The 18,622-nt window shown below is 56.8% G+C and carries 8 protein-coding genes; all 8 read right to left on the reverse strand.

Annotation, left to right across the window (positions count from 1 at the left end):
- Positions 1 to 6: 6 nt before the first annotated feature.
- Positions 7 to 693 (reverse strand): RNA ligase family protein, encoded by a 687-nt coding sequence (locus ACL58G_RS03470; RefSeq protein WP_440965178.1) that lies wholly within the window; start codon positions 691 to 693, stop codon positions 7 to 9.
- Positions 690 to 1,229 (reverse strand): hypothetical protein, encoded by a 540-nt coding sequence (locus tag ACL58G_RS03475; RefSeq protein WP_440965180.1) that lies wholly within the window; start codon positions 1,227 to 1,229, stop codon positions 690 to 692. The genes ACL58G_RS03470 and ACL58G_RS03475 overlap by 4 nt, the downstream gene beginning before the upstream one ends.
- Positions 1,222 to 2,553: an AAA family ATPase gene (locus ACL58G_RS03480; protein WP_440965182.1), complete on the reverse strand. Its 1,332-nt coding sequence runs from the start codon at positions 2,551 to 2,553 to the stop codon at positions 1,222 to 1,224. Before ACL58G_RS03480 ends, ACL58G_RS03475 begins: the two co-directional genes overlap by 8 nt.
- Positions 2,547 to 7,073: an Eco57I restriction-modification methylase domain-containing protein gene (locus tag ACL58G_RS03485; protein WP_440965184.1), complete on the reverse strand. Its 4,527-nt coding sequence runs from the start codon at positions 7,071 to 7,073 to the stop codon at positions 2,547 to 2,549. The genes ACL58G_RS03480 and ACL58G_RS03485 overlap by 7 nt, the downstream gene beginning before the upstream one ends.
- 4 nt (positions 7,074 to 7,077) lie before the next feature.
- Positions 7,078 to 9,930: a helicase-related protein gene (locus ACL58G_RS03490; protein WP_440965186.1), complete on the reverse strand. Its 2,853-nt coding sequence runs from the start codon at positions 9,928 to 9,930 to the stop codon at positions 7,078 to 7,080.
- Positions 9,931 to 9,936: 6 nt separating this feature from the next.
- Positions 9,937 to 15,270, reverse strand: coding sequence for a DEAD/DEAH box helicase (locus ACL58G_RS03495; RefSeq protein WP_440965188.1), 5,334 nt, complete (start codon positions 15,268 to 15,270; stop codon positions 9,937 to 9,939).
- A 26-nt stretch (positions 15,271 to 15,296) separates the two neighbouring features.
- On the reverse strand, positions 15,297 to 15,464 hold the full coding sequence (locus tag ACL58G_RS03500) for a type II toxin -antitoxin system TacA 1-like antitoxin (protein WP_136219040.1): 168 nt from the start codon (positions 15,462 to 15,464) through the stop codon (positions 15,297 to 15,299).
- An 80-nt stretch (positions 15,465 to 15,544) separates the two neighbouring features.
- The gene (locus ACL58G_RS03505) at positions 15,545 to 17,797 is read right to left on the reverse strand and encodes a hypothetical protein (protein ID WP_440965190.1); all 2,253 of its coding nucleotides are present in this window, start codon (positions 17,795 to 17,797) and stop codon (positions 15,545 to 15,547) included.
- Between the last annotated feature and the right edge of the window lie 825 nt (positions 17,798 to 18,622).

The following is an 18,622-nucleotide window of genomic DNA, read 5'->3' on the forward strand; positions in this document are numbered from 1 at the left end:
TCGCAGTCATTCGGCCTCCTTCAATCTATTCCACTCAAGCGCGCGAGTGCGCCAATGATTTTCAATGTTCTGTGTGAAATCGGCGCGAACTAGCTTGGCACGGGATTTGAGCCAAGCGTCGTTTTCAGAACGGACCACGACACCTTCAAGCGGCCCCGTTGAAAACGTGCTTCGGGCTCCCTGAAGCAACTGTTTTAGGCTGCTCATTGAGAACTTGCCTCGCTCCAGTGTGGGCACGGTGTATATGCCCAAGTCGGCTGCCCATTGATTACGTCTCTCGGTCGACCAAAATTGTTGCTTTCTCCGGTCGTAGACATCAAAAAGCAACCACCAATCTGGTAACTGGTCATAAGTCAGTGAATGTCGTGCTACACACCATTCGCCGAAGGCAATTAGGTCTGAGCCTAACGCCTTAATAAGTTTGTTCTCATGGGAAGGCAACCACGAGCGCAAACGGCTGAACTGCCCCATATAGGGTTCGGTCAAGTAGTGGCTTCGATTCTGGGCCCGAAGGTTCCCATCAACGGTGACCGAGAACCCCAAGTTTGCACCATCGAGCTTCTCCTCAATGACCAGGTCTCCCGCCAGCAACTCACGCGCGTCCCCTAGTGAGAGAACCTTATCGTCCCGCGGCTCACCATCGCCGAGCCAAGCCAGGTATGGAGTATGTGGGAAACGGTACAACTCCTTCATGGTTTCTTGGCCTTTTTCTCGCTCCATTTCGCGCGCAACCAGTCCTCAAGAATATGTTCGGCTTCGACGTTTGCTTCCGTTAAGGCATCATCGCAGTCCAGCCAATCGGTATCGCAGGCATTGGTAAGCTTGCATGGCCTAGCCTCGTCATTTACTGCTAGGGCGGCTGCGACCATCTTTCGGTCCGCCAAGTCCGTCACGCTCGCCCCCAAGGTGGCCGGCAAGACTGCATGGCCGTGCTCATCAACTTCGGTGCCTATCCAAACCACCTCGCTCTTGTCCCGCTTGTGCATCATCGCGAGCCAGCCATAGTCTTGCTCGGTCAGCTTATTCTGATACTCGGTGCAGATATGCCAATCCCAGTCCAGCACGGCATGACGATGTGGGTCGTTTTCGAACGCCTCCATCCAGGCCAGCACCTGTTCTCGAAGCTCAGCTTCGTTAATCGGTGTTTCGTCTTCAGGAAAAGGCGACGTGGCGTGAGCAGCACTAGCTACTATAAGAACATTGGTATCCACCACACGGCTTTCAGGCATTGCTGACAACCCTCTTCATACGTTCTGCGCGTGCTTTAGCCTGTTCTCGCGCCTCCCCCGCCGAATCTCCGAAAAAATGTTCCGGCCAAGGTCTGATAGTTCCAAAAACGTCAACGTCGAGTGCCTGCAGCTTAGCAATATTTCCTTCACGCTCGACAAAATACATCCGCAGGTCTTCAGTCTTCACCGTCTCGCGGGCCACTAGGGTCTGCATACGGCGCAGGAGGTGTTCGGAATGCGTTTCGACAATAAACTGAACGCCTCGGTCCCGGCTCACTGACGCCAGCATCTCGGCCAATTCAGTCTGCGCGACAGGATGCAAGTGACTCTCGGGCTCTTCGACCATAACGATGCTGCCCCGCTCGGCAAAGAGGGCCGCAACTACCACTGGTAGCACCTGAGATACACCGACCCCCACATCTTTTAGGTTTGATGCCTCGCCGTTGTTCACCACTAGCACTTCATAGCGCGCTGAGCGGCCAAGTTGACGCACTTGCAGGTCATCCGCGAGGCCCATACGACTCAACCAATGGATGGCTCCGTTAAACAGGGCTGCGGCTGCAGGTACCGGCAAACCGCGCTTGGCCGCGACTTGTTTGGCCACGCCGCTGGCAATCAAAGCATCGACGGCTTGGGCGCCGTCATCACCGATGGAACCAGGCATACGGCCATTCCAGATATAGTCGCGCTGCGCCAGGCGCCGAACTGGCCCGAGGTAAATAAACCGTCCCAGTTCGGCCAGAAGCATTGGGCCGACTGATAAGACGCGGTCTGCATCACCGCCAAGCGCTTTCACCGCTGAATCCGAGAACGAGAATGAGCGTTGAGGCTTGAATGTTGGCGATTGCTTAGACCAGTAACGCGCGTTCTCCGGCAGCAACTTGTAGGCACCATGTCTACCCAACTGCGCGGTAAATCCTCGTCCCGCGCTACCAATGCGTAAGTAGGCTAAATCGGCACTACCGCCTTGGCCTTGCACGTACTTGGCCGTGAACGTCCCACCTGCCACGCCAGGTTCTCTAGGTTGCCAACCGAACTCAATTCCAATCTGTTTAGCTTTCACTATGCCTGTCGCTGCACCGTGGCGACACAACACGTCTGCAAACTGGCCCAGCACTACGGAGTCATTAGAATCCGGGCTTCCGAAGTTTAAGTCTAAGCTCGTATCTTGACTTTTCACGGTCTGGCGGAGAAGCAACAAACTCTGGATGAGGCTAGATTTACCAGATGAATTGGTGCCAAACACGAGCGTCAATGGCGCAAGCTGCATCTGGCCTGTGGAGCGCCAAATTTTAAAATTATTGAGCTTCAGATGAGTCAGCATGTTAATGATTCCCGTCCTTGCTCTAGGCTATCCCAGGCCGACAATACCAAGCTTTGGGTGCGGTACTCTCCGAACTGACGTATTTCGCTATTCTTGAGCACTCGGAAAGTTTCACTAGGATAATCCTTTCCCATCGCATCGGCGGGGTCGAGGATGTAGCGTAGCTCTTCGCGTTTCAGGCCATAGAGGCGAGCGTAATAGGCGTCCAACTCCGCGCGCAGCTGGGCACGGCGCTTAGGATTCCAAGAGAAAGGTTGGCCTCGTTCTGGAACGGGGCGAGGGTCATAAGAAGCCAAGTACTCAGCCCAAGGCCGCAGGTCATGGGCTGTGTAAGTAAGTTCAAGAATACGTGGGACAATAAACGTTAGTGCTCGAGCGGAGTACCGGTCGGGCGAGAGCACCGGAAGCTGCTTATAGATGAAGTAGTTAAGGTGCGTCCCACCGACCTTATGCCTGGCCACGAAGTCGAGCACAAGAGAATCAAGGTTCCCAAGCAGGGCCGCGTGCACACCAGGGTCGCTAACGCGTGGAAGTAGCATCAAAGGTAAGATATTGCTTACCCCAGCTCGTGGCATCACAGATGCAATCACCGTCCGCTCGTTAGTTGCGTTCGTAATATCTCGCCACCCCATTAGCCATTGGGGACTGCGCCGGCCCATCCACTCATCAAGTAGTTCAAGTAGCGCGGAACCTAGACGTGGAGCACGCAGCGCTATCGCCAGACGGTCAAGCTCATCGTCGTCCAGTTTCACATCGCTATTCTGTTCCGCCCATTTTGGAAATTCGTTAAGTGCTTTTTTCGACGTCACGCCAATACCCTGCAACACGTCGTATAACCTGGGGAAGCGCATACGCAGTGCGCTTTCTGTAGGTGCAATGTGCCGCAGGACCTGTTGGTGCGTCCAGCCGCTACCTGCGGAAGGCTTGCCTGCCACGCTGATGAAAAGCTCACCTGCCACCCACGTACCTAACGCCGCAAGTAAGTCAGCTAGTGCTTGGTCCGCCTGCACCGATTCTGCAGTTCCACCTGCAGCATGTAGTGCTAGCCACCCCTTAGCCACTCGCACCGGTACGCGCGCAATGCGGGCTAGTACCTCGCGTTCAGGTACCCAATAACGAGGAAGCACGGTATAAGTCGGGTCAGCTTTCTGCATCGCGTTCACGTCAACAGTTCCCAAACCACCTGGCTTATCGGGCATCTCAACATAGCTAGCCCAACGGTGGTCGAACTGATGAATCATCTTGGCCTCATACAGTGGGAGGCAGGATTGGTCGTTGAGCATACTGATTTTTGACGGCGGCTGGTCAAGGAAAAGGCCGCTGTCGTTAGACATGTGCAGCATGGACTGGAAACGGACCCCCCAAGGATTGAACTCCGGTTCAAGCAGCTCTCCGTCGGGACCAAATTGCGCTTCGCGAACAAACACTGAGGATGCACGGTAGAGCTTTTTCGTCAGCTCAGCATCGCGCTCGCTGCGAAACACAGGACATGTGTGAGTGTTGGGATTGATAAGTGCGAACTCGTCCGGCGTCAGCGTAAAGCGACGACGCGGCCCGTGAATATCATCAACTGATAACGCGTAGTGGACGAGCTGCGTTGGCGCATCGGTATGTCCGAGTGTCACCAAGGCGAAAGGTGTGTCCGGGTGAACAGCCGGAAAGATTTTTCGAGCGTTGTCAAATCCAAAAAAAGACACCAAACGTCGGTCACCAACAACAAATCCGAAGTAGCGTTTTGTCGAGTCATCGGTTCCAAGGCCAGATGGAACAATGAAGCCAGCTCGCCCCATGGGTGCTGTCGCCTGCAAAAAAGTCTCTGCAAATAGAGCGTAGGTGTTGACGTCACCCACCCCAGTGAGTGGGTAGCGCCGGCCTTCGTGCGCAAAAAGGCTAGCTGCTTCTGCGCCTCGACGGGCGGCGATGAAGGCTTCGTAGAGCGCAATCTCCGCCTTATTTGGTGGTGTTAGGCCTTCCGCTCGCTCCAAGTCTGGATTCAAGTTGTGAAGCAGTACGCCTTCGCGTAGCCACTCTATACGCTGGCTACGCTCGGCCTTATTCCTTGCCGTGGCAACGAGTGGACTGCGGCTAGCAAAAAATTCTTCTTCTTGTAGTTTTATGCGTTCCCAAGGAGGATTACCCAGCATGACCGAAAACCCGCCCTTGGCAGCCACCTGCGGGAACGCTAACCACCAATGGAAGACGCTGTACCTCCGGCACACAGCATGTGCAGCTTCCTCAACGTCAGCCTTAGTCGCTTGACCACTGAACACGCCCCACAGATAGCCAGACAACGGTACCTGTTCACCCGTATGCACCAGTTTAGGCGCAAGAAACGCCGCCACATATGTGTCAGCCAAGCGCGCCAACATAGAGCGCTGCGCAACAGCTTGTGCATCGCGCCATGCAACTCGTTTTATCAGGACGCTCTCAGGCGTGTCATCTGGCAAAATCTCTATTTCAGTCGCATTGACGGCAAGTCTCGCGTGGGTGAGCAGGTCGCCAGAAGCGATAGCCTTCCAGCTCTTGAGGTCGCCTTTGTTCTGCTTTTTCAATGCGGAAGCAACGGTTTTGTCATCTCCAGAGAGCGCCGTATAGGCCTCGTCCGGAATACCGTTCTCCAACACCTTGGGGTCAAGTACGCCCAACAATGCGTCACCCACTTGCAGGTGGTGGTCCAAAAAGGACAAAGCACGGTCGGGTGAATAAGCCTCTAGCCACAGCGCCGTTTTGGCCAATTCAATAGCCATTCGGTTTTTATCCACGCCAAAGATGCAATGGCTGACCACATCGCGCAGTGCATGACGATAATCTGTGGGTGTAGGGGCACCGCCCTCGCGTTCCGCTATAGCACGATGTAAGGCCACCTCGTCTGCTAGACGTTGAGCAGCGGACAGCAGGAAGTGGCCGCTGCCACAAGCGGGGTCGCAAATAGTCAGACCGAGCAGCGCCTCGACAGGACGTTCTGGATTGGCTCGAACCGTGTCAGCGATAACGGGCTCAAGAGCCGTCTTGATAAGCTCCTGGACCAAAATCTCCGGCGTGTAATAGCTGCCGGTCAGCTTTCGAGTATTACCCTTAACGCTGCCTAGGCTGTCGTCATCGCCAACAAAAGCCAGGCGAGCCGCTGCCGGGTGCGACAACATCTGTAAGTCAGGTACCAGCTCAAGTAGACTTTCGTAAATGCTGCCGAGCTCTTCTGGCCCCATGTCTCGGTAGTTAACACGGGTTAAGCCGCCATCGGCACGGAACCATCCTAGCTGGAACACGGCTGCTAGTAACCAACGATTCTCTAACTGGGCTTTATCGAGCCAGGCGCACTGGTCGACATCGAAGAGTCCGCCGAGAGCAGGCAAACCGAGATGGGGCTCACCTCTCTTTAATGCGCCGAAAGTGATAGTCAGCGCTTGCCATAAGTCCGAGTGATGGTCATGCTGGCTGCGCCGCACAGCTCTCTCCCTCAACCATGTCATCGAATAGCTGGACAGGTAGCGCTTCTGAACTTCCGGTAAAGCGTCAGGCGTGAAGATGAGAGGTCGTCCAGTGGTCTCGTCGATTCTGTCCTCAACTGTCGACAGGAAGATGAGCCGATAGACCAAGCGCAGTAGTTCCTCAAAGAAGGCTTGGCGCCCTAAAGCCCCTTCCTCGCTATCCAGGCGCTGCAGGGCTGTCCGCAGTGCACCGTTAGCAGGATGCGAGAGAAATCCCGTTCCAAGAGCACGTAAGGCATCGGCCACTTGGTAGCGTAGGTTGGCTCGTACGGTGACACCCGCAGCTTGACCCGACGCTCTCCAACGTTCCCACACACAATTGGCAGGCTCACCAAGAGGACAGCTAAATCGGCTGGCATGCGCCAGCAACCAGAACGCCGTAAAGTCAGGGTGCAGCTCTTCAGTGAAGAGCACTTCCAAGTCTATGTCGACGTAAGCAGGGCGAGTCAGGCTGGGGTTGTCCCGCAATATGCGCAACGTCAAGCCGTTCGTAACAATGGCCCATAGGGAGGCATCAGAGGCATTCAGCGTCTCTTGGGCCAGCATGTAGGGACTGCGCCGACGAACTTTGCCCGTATCAGGGTTAGTTTCTCCAAAGCGAGCCACCGACACATCCAGGGGCTGGTCATATGCAGCAAATACTAAGGGAACACGACCGCCTTCCGCAGCATGGCCAATGGCGTACGTATGGCCATTGCTCTCAACCGCCGCACAACGGCCAATGTCTGAGAAGTGCAGCACATCTCGCATCAACGGCAGCAAAAATTCTCGGACGGTGACCTCATGCGCGTTGACATCGGCACGCTTGCGCAGCACTTGAAAGTCCTTCCACAGACTCTGAGCAATTTTGAAGTCGCGCGCAATCTCGTCACGTAGCTTGAGTCCTTTGGAGATTCGATATTGGGCTTCAGTCTGCTCAGTCGAAGTCGGTTCAGCCAAGGTGGTCAGGCGGGCGAGCTCGTCTGCAGGGATGAATCCACCTACGATACGAATGGCGCGGTATACCAGGGTTGTAATTTTCTTGCGTGTCATATCGTCAATTACCCTCGCCCTGAACAACCGCGGCTGGGGTCAGTACGTAAACTCCCATTACATCTACGGGCAGGCTGGCGGTGACTTGGTAAGTTCCCTTCGCGTCAGCAGCTTCGCGCACACGGCGGTGGTCTTGCAACAACTCCTGCGCACGTGTCTTCGCTATGGCTTCCAGTTGCGGCTGCCACGCAGGCAACGCGTCCAGTGCCGTTTGCAGTTGGCGGTCACGCAGCGGAGGTGGCATGTTGCGGACGGCTTCAGCACCTAACAGTTCGCGCGCCTGCTTAGCAGACAAAAGCTCGAACGGAGCTGCGCCTACTGACGACACGGCCACGGACTCTTCACAGAGGATGATTCGCGTCTCACTACCATGTATGACGCTGAGTTGGTGTCGCATGCGCAGCAGCAGAACGGTGGTCTTAAGCTGGACATTACCAACGAATGCGGCACCAGCACGGGCGACCGCGCCGTCGTCACCGGCGCCGTTCGTAGCATCAAGCGCCCGCTCGAGCAAGATGTCCGCCAGCACCGTGACCAACGGGTGAGTCCGGTGAATAAACTGCGCCCCCTGTGCGGCGGGTTGATTGAAATCGATGTATAACGAGCCTTCAATGCCCTCGACACTAAGGCGTTCACGAACAGGTTGTGGAAAGTGCTCGGTCAAAAGCTTGAAGTGCCCGCGAACAGTCTCTAGTGAGGCACCCAGCTTCGCGGCTGCGCGGCTGACAAAGCGCTCGACATCGGCCTCGCCTCCCAGCACTTCAGTTGATTTGCGCCATTCGGGCAGGACTTCCTCAGGCTTCAAACGGCGCTGTGCGAAGATAGAACGGTTCTGCTTAGCCTTTTCTTTGGCACTCTGCCAAGCCAGCTCAATTTGTTTAGCGGGCTCGCCGAACAAGTCGAGCTGTGACTGCGCATTCAAAGCCTCGCCCTTACGCAGCAGGACGGCATTCAATAGCGCTTGTGTCAGCTTTCCCTCATCATCAGGCAGAGGCACTAGGACACCAAGTTCTTTTCGAATACTCTCAGCCTTGCGCAAAATAACTTGAAGCACGGCGCCATCCACCGGATTATCTTCGCCATAAAGCATGGTGCTACGGACCTCGGAAGCCTTCTGGCCAAAGCGGTCCACACGACCTTCACGCTGTTCGTGCCGAGTAGGGTTCCAGCTCAGGTCGTAGTGAACGACTGCTGTAAAAAGATTCTGCAGGTTAACGCCTTCGGACAAGCAGTCAGTAGCTACCAAAATACGGTTCTCGCTCTCGCCCAACTGTTCAACTGCGGCTTCGCGCTCGCCCGGTGTTAGTTCTCCGGTCACAGCCTCGACCGTAGCAGACTTGAACTGGTCGCGCAGATACGCCGCCAAGTAGTGCGCCGTAGCGATGTAGCGGCAGAACACAACTGGCTGAAAGCCTTCTTTCAGCAGTAGGCTCAGATGTTCCTGCAGCTTAGCTAGCTTGGGGTCGTTTTGACTACCAGCCAGTGCTTCAGCGGCTGCAATTAATTCTTGAAGCCGTTGGGAGTCTTCGGTCTGTGCTCCTGGCTCGATGTCATCGGTCGAGAGCGTATCGTCCGCCCCGTCGAGCACCCGGTCACTAGCCTCCAACTCAAGGTCTTCGAGGGAAAGCATCTCGGGTTCGCTCAGGTTTGATTGAGCGCCGTGCAACCGCGTGCGAAGCGAATTTACGGCGGCCGCAGGCGATGATGATATGCAACGCAGCAAAGCCAGAGCTGCCCACCAGTTCATGCGCTGCTCGCGTAGTGCTTGTCCCTCGGCACGCTCTACAAGTTCGCGAGCGTAGACCAACACGTCGTTGAATAGTTGACCCCACGCACCAGTCAACTGATAGGTCACCTCTGCTGTCTTCCGGTCCGGGAACCTAGAGGTATCCTGCCATTCGGCGATGTCAGGCCGACGCCGTTGGACGAAGTGACGCGACAATTCTTCGCGCAGGTCGCTGCGCTGGGTGCTTGGCAAATCTTTGAGCTGCGTGAAATCGGTACGCAGCAAGCCTAATAAATTGAAGAAGGCCTCGTCATCGCCACTATGTGGCGTAGCAGTCAACAGCACCATGTGACGATTCGCGTCTTCGGCTAGTCCCTTAAGCAGCTGGTAACGTTGTTGTCTTCCTTGTCCCCCTTGTGTGCAGGTGTGAGCCTCGTCCACGATGACAAACTCGGGACAGAAGCGCTGGAAGGCCTCGCGTCGACGCTCGGACTTAATGTAGTCCAAGCTCACCACGGTGAAAGGATACGCATCAAACACCGAGGTGCCGGGCGGCAGGTCACGCTCGAGACGGTCCGCAGTGTTCGAGCGCACCACCACAGCATGAATATGAAAGCGTTCAGCTAGTTCACGCTGCCATTGCTCACATAAATGCGGCGGGCAAAGCACGGCGAGGCGCTGGACCTCCCCACGGTCGAGAAACTCACGGGCAATCAGAGCTCCCTCGATGGTCTTGCCGATACCGACGTCGTCAGCAATCAGGAGACGCACAGTCGGAAGCTTCAGTGCCATTAACAACGGTACGAGTTGGTAAGCCCGTGGCTCAACCGCGATATTACCGAAACTACGGAAGGGCCCGGCACCACTTCGTAACTTGAGCTGTAAGGCGTCTAAGAGCAACTGGCTGGCCGAGTGGTTACGAGCTTGGCCGATTGTAGGCCAAGGGAACGTCGCTGGTTGAACTGGCTGGGGTTCCAACGGAAGATAGATAAAGGTTTCGTCGTGCTCGCCACCGCCCAGCGGGCGTAAGCGAAGTGTTTGGGTGTCAAGCGCGTTGGGCAAGACTATCCATTCACGACCGCGGGCGGCAACGAGGCTGCCTGGAAGGAATTCCGTGGTTGGTGCATTCATATCAAATCAGGTTTTGCCGGGGCCAAAAAGGTCGGCGTTGTTCTTGAAAATATCGGGCCAGCGAGCCTGCTCCTTGGGAAAGCGAACCACCAGGTAGCCAAGGTCGTCCAAGGCACGGTCTATGGCGGCGTCCTGTGCTCGCTGCGCGTCTGTCTCGTGATGTGGGCCGTCGATGAAGACGACCAAGTTCAGCTCGTCATAGAAGAAGTCGACGCAGACATTGGCTCCAGTAATAGTTTGCTGACCACGGTCCGGCTTGCGGTAGCCGTGCTCGGTGACGTGGTCCAGCCAAGCCTGTTCCAGGGTGCTGCCGGCAGTCCGAGCAAGTTCGGCGTCATGCTCTTGCGGCGCGCGCCCTTGTGTGCCCTGATGGGCATGGGCCCGGGTCAGGCGACACAAAATGTCGAGCAATAGGCCGTCTCCGCTCTTGTCCTTGCGGTCGATGAGTGTGTGGTCCGGCTGATTGTAATAGGACAGCAGGCAGCGGTAGCAGCCAGCTTCGCACAACGGTTTGCCGTCGTGGTCGAGTTCTTCTGTCAGCGCATTGCGGGACCATCCTTGGCTGGCCGGCGGCCCTACAAAATGCATAACGTCCAGAGCCTTTGCGGCGACGGCCGACAAAGCATCTGGCTCTGTGGCTAAGCGGGTGAGCACGCCGGCACCGCCCTCGGCAGCCTCGAACAGCAGGATGGACTGGCGATTGTCGCGCGTGGGTAGGGGCTCGGCCATCAGCTCGCTTTCTTCTAGCTGGTAAACGGCCTCGATGCCTCGCTTGAGTGCGTATTGCAGCGTGGTCAGGGTCTCGGCTTTAAGTTCGCCGAGACAATGGTGCGGACGCACGATTAGAATGTTTCGGCGGTCCTCGACGTAGGGTACGATGCGTTGCGGTGGCGTCTTGTCGGGTGGCGCTTCACCTTCGTTCTCCACCTCGCCGTTGCCGTCCTCCACCCCGCCGACCCAGTGGCCGGTGACAGGATTCATCATGAAGCCCCGGATGGACTTCTCCTTACGTCGGCGCCAGCCGAAGTTCATGCGCCAAACGGTGGCGGATGGACCGTACTGCAATTCCAACAAAGGGCCCTCATCGTCTTCCACCACAGTGGTGACCATATTCAGCTTCCCGTCGGCCTCCGCAAACTGAAGCGTGGTCTGCATCTCGTAACCCTGGCGTACGCGCTCTTCTTCGTTGGCGGTGATGCGCTCGGCGCGCTTTGTCGAAACGTTCTCGATACGATAAAGACTCTTGACCTCCTGCGCTCCCGACAACGAGGCGCCGCAGGAGACGCAGCGGTCGACATCGCGCTGTGAACGGAAGTGGCCGTAGCCGCAAGTGGGGCATAGGCGAGCAACTTCAGTGGGCAGTCGCGCGCCCTCGCTGACCTGGTCTTGGCCACTGATAGTCAGCAGGGCCCTAGTCACTCTGTACTGGCTGCCCTCGTGATAAATGAGGCTGTAGGGACCGAACTCCCCGAGAGCAAGGAAGCGTGGGCGGGATAAAAAGCTCTCGCGGCCGATACTGCCGCGCCGTGCTGGCAGATAAGCCAGCAGAGGCAAGCGGGGGAAGTTGTAGCCGGGCAGGAACCCTTGGCTCGCAAGGTAACGATAGGTATAGAAATCGGAATTGAAAGCGCTATCGCCGGCCAGCAGCAGGTCTCGCTGCTTGCGGGCCTCATTATGGCGCTGCTGAGCTTCGCGGCGCTCACGCTCACTTGCGGCCGGATTGTTTTCGATTTTGAAATTCAGCTCAATAGCCTGAGCCGTAGCTCGGTACAGGTCGCGCCAACGTTGCAGGGCCTCGTTGAACTCGAGATACGCCCGTTGAAAGACCATCTCTGCCCAGTGTTCGCTGTACCAAGGTGCGTTCTTAGGTGTCAGCTCGCTGGCCAGCATGCCTAGCACCTTGAGCCCGCGTTGATGCGCCAGCTTTTTGGCTTCAGCCTTGTCCAGGTCCGCGGCTACTTCGTCGATGATGGGCAGCTTCTCAGGTAGATTCATGTCCAAGAGGTCACGAACGCTGTTGCCCAGGCGTTTCCCGGTCTCAGCCAACCAAATGGCATGCATGTGGCTTTTAACCAGCTCCAAGTTCGCCAGGTCCAGCGTAGGCGCGTTGACCTGCCCGTGTACCATTCGCACAGGGTCGCGGAAATAATACTGGTCGTGCGGAGACTGGCTGGCGCAATAAGTGATGACCAAGGCCGGCTGCCCAGCGCGCCCGGCACGACCGCTGCGTTGCGCGTAGTTAGCCGGTGTGGGCGGTACGTTGCGCATGTAGACGGTGTTCAGCGATGAGATGTCGACACCGAGCTCCATGGTCGGAGAGCAGAACAGCACTGGCAGCCAATCGAGCTCGGTGCCATTCTTCTTTCGCCATTCGTCGCGGTCCTTCTCGGTGTAGCGGAAGCGGGCTTCTCGCTCTAGCCTGTCCTCCTGCTCCACCTGCGCCGTGTGCTCGCGGGCTTCGAAATCGAAGAGCTGGTGCACTGGGCTGGCAAGCAGCCCGGCGATATTGCGATACAGGCCACGGAAGAATTCATTGCCCTCGGCTTGGCGCTGGCTCTGACCCGCACCCACTTCCCACAGCAGTGTCGTGCCGTTCAGCTGCCAACCAGTCAGGCCGACGTCCGTTTCTTCGCGCTTAACTAAGCCATACGACTCGGCGGCTTTGAGCAGCGCAGCGATGACTTCCGGATAGGTATGGTCGTCGATGTCTCTGTAGTAGGGGTTGCCTCCTCCCCAGGTGCTACCCTGCCGCAACATTCGACCAAGACGCGAACGGCTCGAGCCGATGACCAAGAAGTCCTCGACCTTCACTCGGCGGCCCCGACGGTCGGTTTCTTCGCGCGGGCGCGAGGTAACGAACCAGCGCGCCGTCATCGGCCGCTCATCTTCAGTGAAGCCCCAAGGCTCTCGGAGGTTAGCGTAACTCTGCGTGCGCAGTTGTTCGAGCTCCGTGCGGTCCAGGTAGCGTGTTGCGACGCATAGGCCTTGGCGCATGAAGTCGAACAGGGCGCGTAGCACGACGGAGCGCTCGGCGGCCGTAGCCGCCTGGAGCACCTGCGGTGCCGTGGCCCATTCAGACGCATCGGCGGCGAGGTCTTCGATGTCCTGGTAACTAATGCGCACCAAGCCCAATTGCTCGAGGTTAGGGTTATTGAAGCGCCAACCACGCCGTAGGTCAAAAAATGTGCGGTAACCTAGGATGCCGCGCATGGCCTCCTGTACTTGCCGACGGGTGTTGCCCTTAACCTCAGGCTGCTGCATATACTCAGCACGCACGGCCGGGTCGTCGCGGTGGAAGCCCAACGCTTCGAACACAGCATTTGCGACCTCGCGCTCTGACAGGCCCTGTCCACCGCCTTTCTGCACTGCGGACAACAGCGCAGCCCGGGTCAGCAGTACCTGCAGGAAGTCATTGAAATGGCCGGCCTGCAGGGCCGCATCCTGTCGGTTGTCGGAAAACCCTAGGACCTTCTTGGCGTCCGGGGACAGTTGCTGGTCCTCTTCGTACAGGTAGCGCAGTGCCGACAGCGTGAGCATCGTCGTGGCGGAGCTGCGGCCTTCGCCCGACAGCGACGTAAGGCGCAGCGCATCTTTGCCAGACGAGGTGTGCGACACCCCACAAGCCAAGCAAAAACGGAAGGCGCCGGGGATGAACCAGGCCTGCAATCCCTTGTCGGCGCTAGTGACGCCGTCAGGCCGTACCTTGACCGATTGCGGAATGAACTTGCGCTGGCCTGATTTGATGCGCCACTCGCCATCGGCGCGCTCTTCCAGCCAAGTTTCCGGGTAGCGCTCCAGCACTTCCGGGTCCCACAGGCCGCGACCGTCGGGCATCAGGAAACCAAACTTCACCTGCTCGTCATCATGTTGACGCTCGTCAATGCTACGCACGTTGAAAGCACGGCCTTCGGGGCCGTCGGTATCCCACACCGGGATGTATTCCTGGCCGCAGTCGCGGCAAAAGTGCACGTGATAGTACCTCCGCTGCCGCTGGTCATCTCCAGAAACGAACTGTTGCCCGTCGAGGGTGATGGCACGGTGGAAAGGTGCCTCCAGCGTCGTATAGACCTTGCCACCGCCAGCGATGAACTGGTGGAGTTTGAAGGCGAAGAGGCTCTTGCCGGCGCCATCGTTCACGGCGTAGGCGCGTAGCATGAACTGCTGGAGGTAGGCCAAGCAACTCTCTAGTGACTCGCTCGAGGCCTCGTGGAGCAATTGGGCAGCGTCTGCAAGTTTGCGCGGGCGAGCGCGGCGGGGCTTGTCGTCCTCGTAAGTCAGGCCTAAGGTGAGCTCGACCCACACTGACATGGGGTGCGCCGCCATCGCTTCAAAATCAAGGTCCATGGGCACGCCGGCGCGGATGGCGGGACCGAGCTGGCTCTGCACCGTCTGAAGCGTCTGGCTCTCTGGTGTTGTTCGACGCAGAGTTTCGGTGATGACGTTACGTTCGGCGATGGGGGTGCCAAATAGACGCCGTGCGACATTGGCCACGACAGCATTACGCTCCATCTGGCTGCCCTCCGATGCCATTGTGGCCGAGGTGCCGATGCAGATGAGTTCGCTAGAAAGTGCCTCACGCACCCGCCGCACTAGCAGCGCGACGTCGGCACCCTGACGACCGCGGTAAGTATGCAACTCGTCGAGGACCAAGAAGCGCAGCCCCTTAGCATTGCGCATCACGGCCTTGTCGATGTCGTTCTGCCGGGTCATCAGCAGCTCAAGCATCATGAAGTTGGTTAAGAGAATGTCCGGCGGCGTCGCGGCCATAGCTTGACGCTCTTCATCCCCCTCTTGTCCAGTGTAGCGACCAAAGCTCACGGACTGCATCGCGGGGTCCGAGCCCAGGAATTTCTTTAACTCCTCAAGTTGGGAGTTAGCCAGCGCATTCATCGGATAAATGACGATAGCGCGCGTGCGAGGTGTTGCGTCGACCTTTTTCGCCTTGAGGCAAGCATCGACGATGGGGATGAAGTAGCTGAGGGACTTGCCAGAGCCCGTGCCGGTGGTCATGACATAGCTCTCGCCGGCCGACGCCAAGCTGATGGCCTCAGCTTGGTGCTGGTGCAACGGCAGCGTCACGCCAGCGGAACTAGCCGACTTACCCAACCGGAAGATGGTCGAGCATTCCTCGCTCAACTGTCCCGCTTGAACGAGCTCATCGACGGTCCCACCTGACCGAAAGTTCGGGTTGATTTGGATGAGTGGCTCAGGCCAGTAGCGCTGGCTGTCGTACTCATGGTCGACGTACGTCCGGATGTCGTCGGCCCGGATGCGCGTGAAGCTACGAGTGAACTGTTCGTAGTCGGCAACAATGTGCTCGCGAAACTGAAATACGTCCATCAAACCCCCTAGTTGACTTAGCGGCTCTACGGCTGCTTATTTGGCACAGCTACTTCGTGCGTAGTGCAGTGTTGCCTCACCAGCACTTCAATGAAGTTTGCGATTGTTCGATGTTCCCGCTCAGCGGCCAATCGAATCAATTCCTTTAATTCCGGGGTTATCCGAAGATTCAGCGTGTCAGACTTGCGTTCCATATTGCAGATTGGCAAGAGAAAATGTACCGCAATTGTAACGCAAGCCCGACTTGCCCAGCGAAAAAAATATTGCAGTTTTTTTATTGGTCAGCGTTAGCCTCTACTTCATTTTTGACCACGCTGATTGCCGACATCACAACCTCTTTTACGTCGTTCATAAACTCCTGAACTTCGCGGTCTCCACGCTCATCAGGAATGGGTACCCATCGCTCGTAGATGCCTTCGATTTTCATTCGACGCTCAAATGTGCTCCCAGGTCCACGCAAGCCAAAGGCGTCAACCCATGTGGATTGAGGTTGCTCGCGCAACCTTCTTGCGCAGAGTGCCGGAAGCTGGCGGGTGACCAAAGTCTTAATACGCTCGATGGTCTCTCGCTTTTCTTCTGATGTCAGCGTACCGCTCCAACTCGCGGGGTTTTCCAAAAAGCGGGAGATAGCGGACGACAGGGCAGTAATCAAGTTCGTCGTAGGGCGAAGCGTGAAGGTTTCAGGCCATCCCTCCGCGTAACGTCGACTCAGCGCTTTAATAGTCTGCCAATGCCGCGCGGTTTCATCCGGATGTGATTCAAACCCTAGAATGGCACGCCATGGGCTACGGAACATGCGAGCCCCCCTCTGAATGGCAAGCACGAGATTGTCGACACTATATTCAGGGAACGCCACAGGCTCGAATACAGCCGGCTGCGAATCAACCAGTCGCTGCAGCAAACGGTTCAGTTCGGGGCGAGCAGGCTTGGCTTCATAGTCATCGAGCCGCCCCAAGTAAAACGTGCTCCTCTCTAAGTGCTCGAGTAAGTACCTTGCCGCGTCTGCGGACACCGATTTTGCAACCTGATTTTCAACCACGTTTCGCAGGCCGCCGAAGACGTGGTCTAGCTTCGCGCGTCCCTTGAGATTTTCGCCGGAAACGGTATCCATATGAGTAAAGGCGACGACGAGCTTGCTGCTATGACCCGAGTTGACAATCCCTTCAACGGCTTTGCCAGCGGCAAAATTCGTCATTGCATTCTTCGCGCTATCTACCAGCAGGATGACATCCGCTTCATCCAGCATGAGTACCATCTGCTCCGGCAGGTCGGCATTGGCGCCAGCTTTATGTCCCAACCCTTCAGTATCGATTAAGACAAGCTTAGCTTCCTGCTCAGCCCAGACGGAATGGAACGGCCCTCCAACGCGCATGCCGTTGACAACTGGCGTAAGCAGCTTCCCCCACGCGTTGACAGATATTCCGGAAAAAAAGCGTACTGCGGCAAGGAAATCCATTCGCTGGTCGTCTTCGCATTTAAGATGCCATGCACGGGGCCAACCAGTTGTGGTTTTTTCAAAACGACCATCAGCAATCAAGTCGAACCGGGTACGGACATCGTCCAAAATTTCGGACACGATGTCGAGGTAATCCGGGGATTCGCATGCTTGCTCTTGAATCAGGTCAAGCGCGGCATTGCGGTCTTCGGGCTTCATATCTGCGACATTTTCACCGTACGCTTCCTCAACCGCCCGTTTTGCCTGGCTCGCCAGATTCCCGATTCTGTCTAAGTACGTTTCCAGGCGCTGACTAAATTCGAGCGCCTCTGCCTCTGTTACCACTGACGGGTCGGAGCTACCGGCGACAACGCTAGAATCGTCGTCCTCAACACTGTAGGGGTCTACCTCTTCGTCTTCTTCGATGATGTCGCCGAGGATATACTTCAGGCGGAAACGCATATCACTTTTTTCCAGCAGAGTGCGCGCGACCTGCCGCCTGGCCCCTGAAATCGCCTCAAGCACAGCGGCTGAGACGCATTCCTCTATCTCAAACCGAGTTTCGTGCTCGGACATGAACGAGACAACCGCCTCATACCCGGTCTCACGCAAGAAAACCTCAGTTGGAAACGTGGTCGTGCGATTGACCGATGTGGATGGGAATCGGTCTCGCTCAGGATGAGTTCCCATAAGTTGACGCAGCAGCGTTGTCTTACCCGCCCCAGGAACCCCCAAAAGCATAATGCGAGCGTAGCCATCTTCACGCCCTGGAAGAGGGAGAAGCTGGTCACGGAGCTCTCGAGGATTGCCTGCCCGCGGCTCAAGCTCAGCGTAAAAAATCTCAATTACGCGCGCATCGAACAACGTTGCCGCCCTAGCCTTCTCACCGACCGACCAAAAAGACTCATCGTCCAACAAGGTCTGCAGCTGTTTTACTAGAAAGTCAGCCTCTTGCACACTTTCGGTGCCAAGCCCTTTACGGGTCTTGCGACCAGGTTTGCCGGCATTGTCAGTTTTAAGTGGATGCCTAAAATCGACGAGCCATGCCTTACGTCCTGGATTTTGTCGAGCTGTAGCCGTATATTTACCCATATCTCCCCCTGTGATGTGCCAAGGTGTGCCAAACCGCCTGTGGAGTGGATAATATCCGGCTTTGGCCGGTTGGTCAACATGTTTGGCACATCGCGGAACATCGTTCCACAGCAGGGAATACGCCGCAAGACTAGAGGTCCAAGATGGGAAGAGAAGAGTGCCAGAATGTTCCGCCAGGCACTATCAGTGGCAGTGATTGACTGATGCAGGGCTCTGTTAAGACCAAACTAGAGTGTGGGTTGCGATACGTGACGTATTCACTCAAGACGTTACGCGACAAGACTCTCGTCGCTCACCACGCAACGCCGTGCTGCTGGCAAGGGCATCATGCAAAACGCCGAAGACATCGCGCTTCACAGGTACCACTGTACGTGGCATTAAGGCTGACCCCGCTCCTGCTTGACCGCATCAAAGAAGAACCCTTGCCAATAGATGACGATACGGTTGTACCCTTTTATAAGGGCCTCAGTGCACGTCAAGTCTACGGCTTCAACCGTTGTGGGGACACCTAGCCGGCCAACTGATGCATGAGCCGTCTCTCGGATATACCGCGCAGCGTCTTCGTAGTGGTGAGTGAACCGCGGTGGCTTCCTGCAGCTTTTGCCGGCAACCGTGACTTTGTCCGCAGTGATGACTAGGGTTTTGCCTACAAGGGCCGCTGCCTCTGCATCGTCGATGGACGAGATTTCTGACGAGTCCAAGACCTTGGTAAGTGTCCAGGTACCGACCAAGTCATCGATACCGGACTCCGCTGCCAATGTCGTAAGCGGGGCACAAGTGATGATGACAAGTGCGGTGGCTTGGGACAATGCCCGCAGGCGTGCT

Origin of the sequence: Massilia sp. GER05 (assembly GCF_052056005.1) — a bacterium.
GTDB classification, from domain to species: domain Bacteria; phylum Pseudomonadota; class Gammaproteobacteria; order Burkholderiales; family Burkholderiaceae_D; genus Telluria; species Telluria orientalis.

Excerpts from the sequence above, each read along its gene's own strand:
- ACL58G_RS03470 (WP_440965178.1), bottom strand. The coding sequence starts at position 693 with ATGAAGGAGTTGTACCGTTTCCCACATACTCCATACCTGGCTTGGCTC.
- ACL58G_RS03485 (WP_440965184.1), bottom strand. The coding sequence starts at position 7,073 with ATGACACGCAAGAAAATTACAACCCTGGTATACCGCGCCATTCGTATC.
- ACL58G_RS03490 (WP_440965186.1), bottom strand. The coding sequence starts at position 9,930 with ATGAATGCACCAACCACGGAATTCCTTCCAGGCAGCCTCGTTGCCGCC.
- ACL58G_RS03495 (WP_440965188.1), bottom strand. The coding sequence starts at position 15,270 with ATGGACGTATTTCAGTTTCGCGAGCACATTGTTGCCGACTACGAACAG.
- ACL58G_RS03475 (WP_440965180.1), bottom strand. The coding sequence starts at position 1,229 with ATGCCTGAAAGCCGTGTGGTGGATACCAATGTTCTTATAGTAGCTAGT.
- ACL58G_RS03500 (WP_136219040.1), bottom strand. The coding sequence starts at position 15,464 with ATGGAACGCAAGTCTGACACGCTGAATCTTCGGATAACCCCGGAATTA.
- ACL58G_RS03505 (WP_440965190.1), bottom strand. The coding sequence starts at position 17,797 with ATGGGTAAATATACGGCTACAGCTCGACAAAATCCAGGACGTAAGGCA.
- ACL58G_RS03480 (WP_440965182.1), bottom strand. The coding sequence starts at position 2,553 with ATGCTGACTCATCTGAAGCTCAATAATTTTAAAATTTGGCGCTCCACA.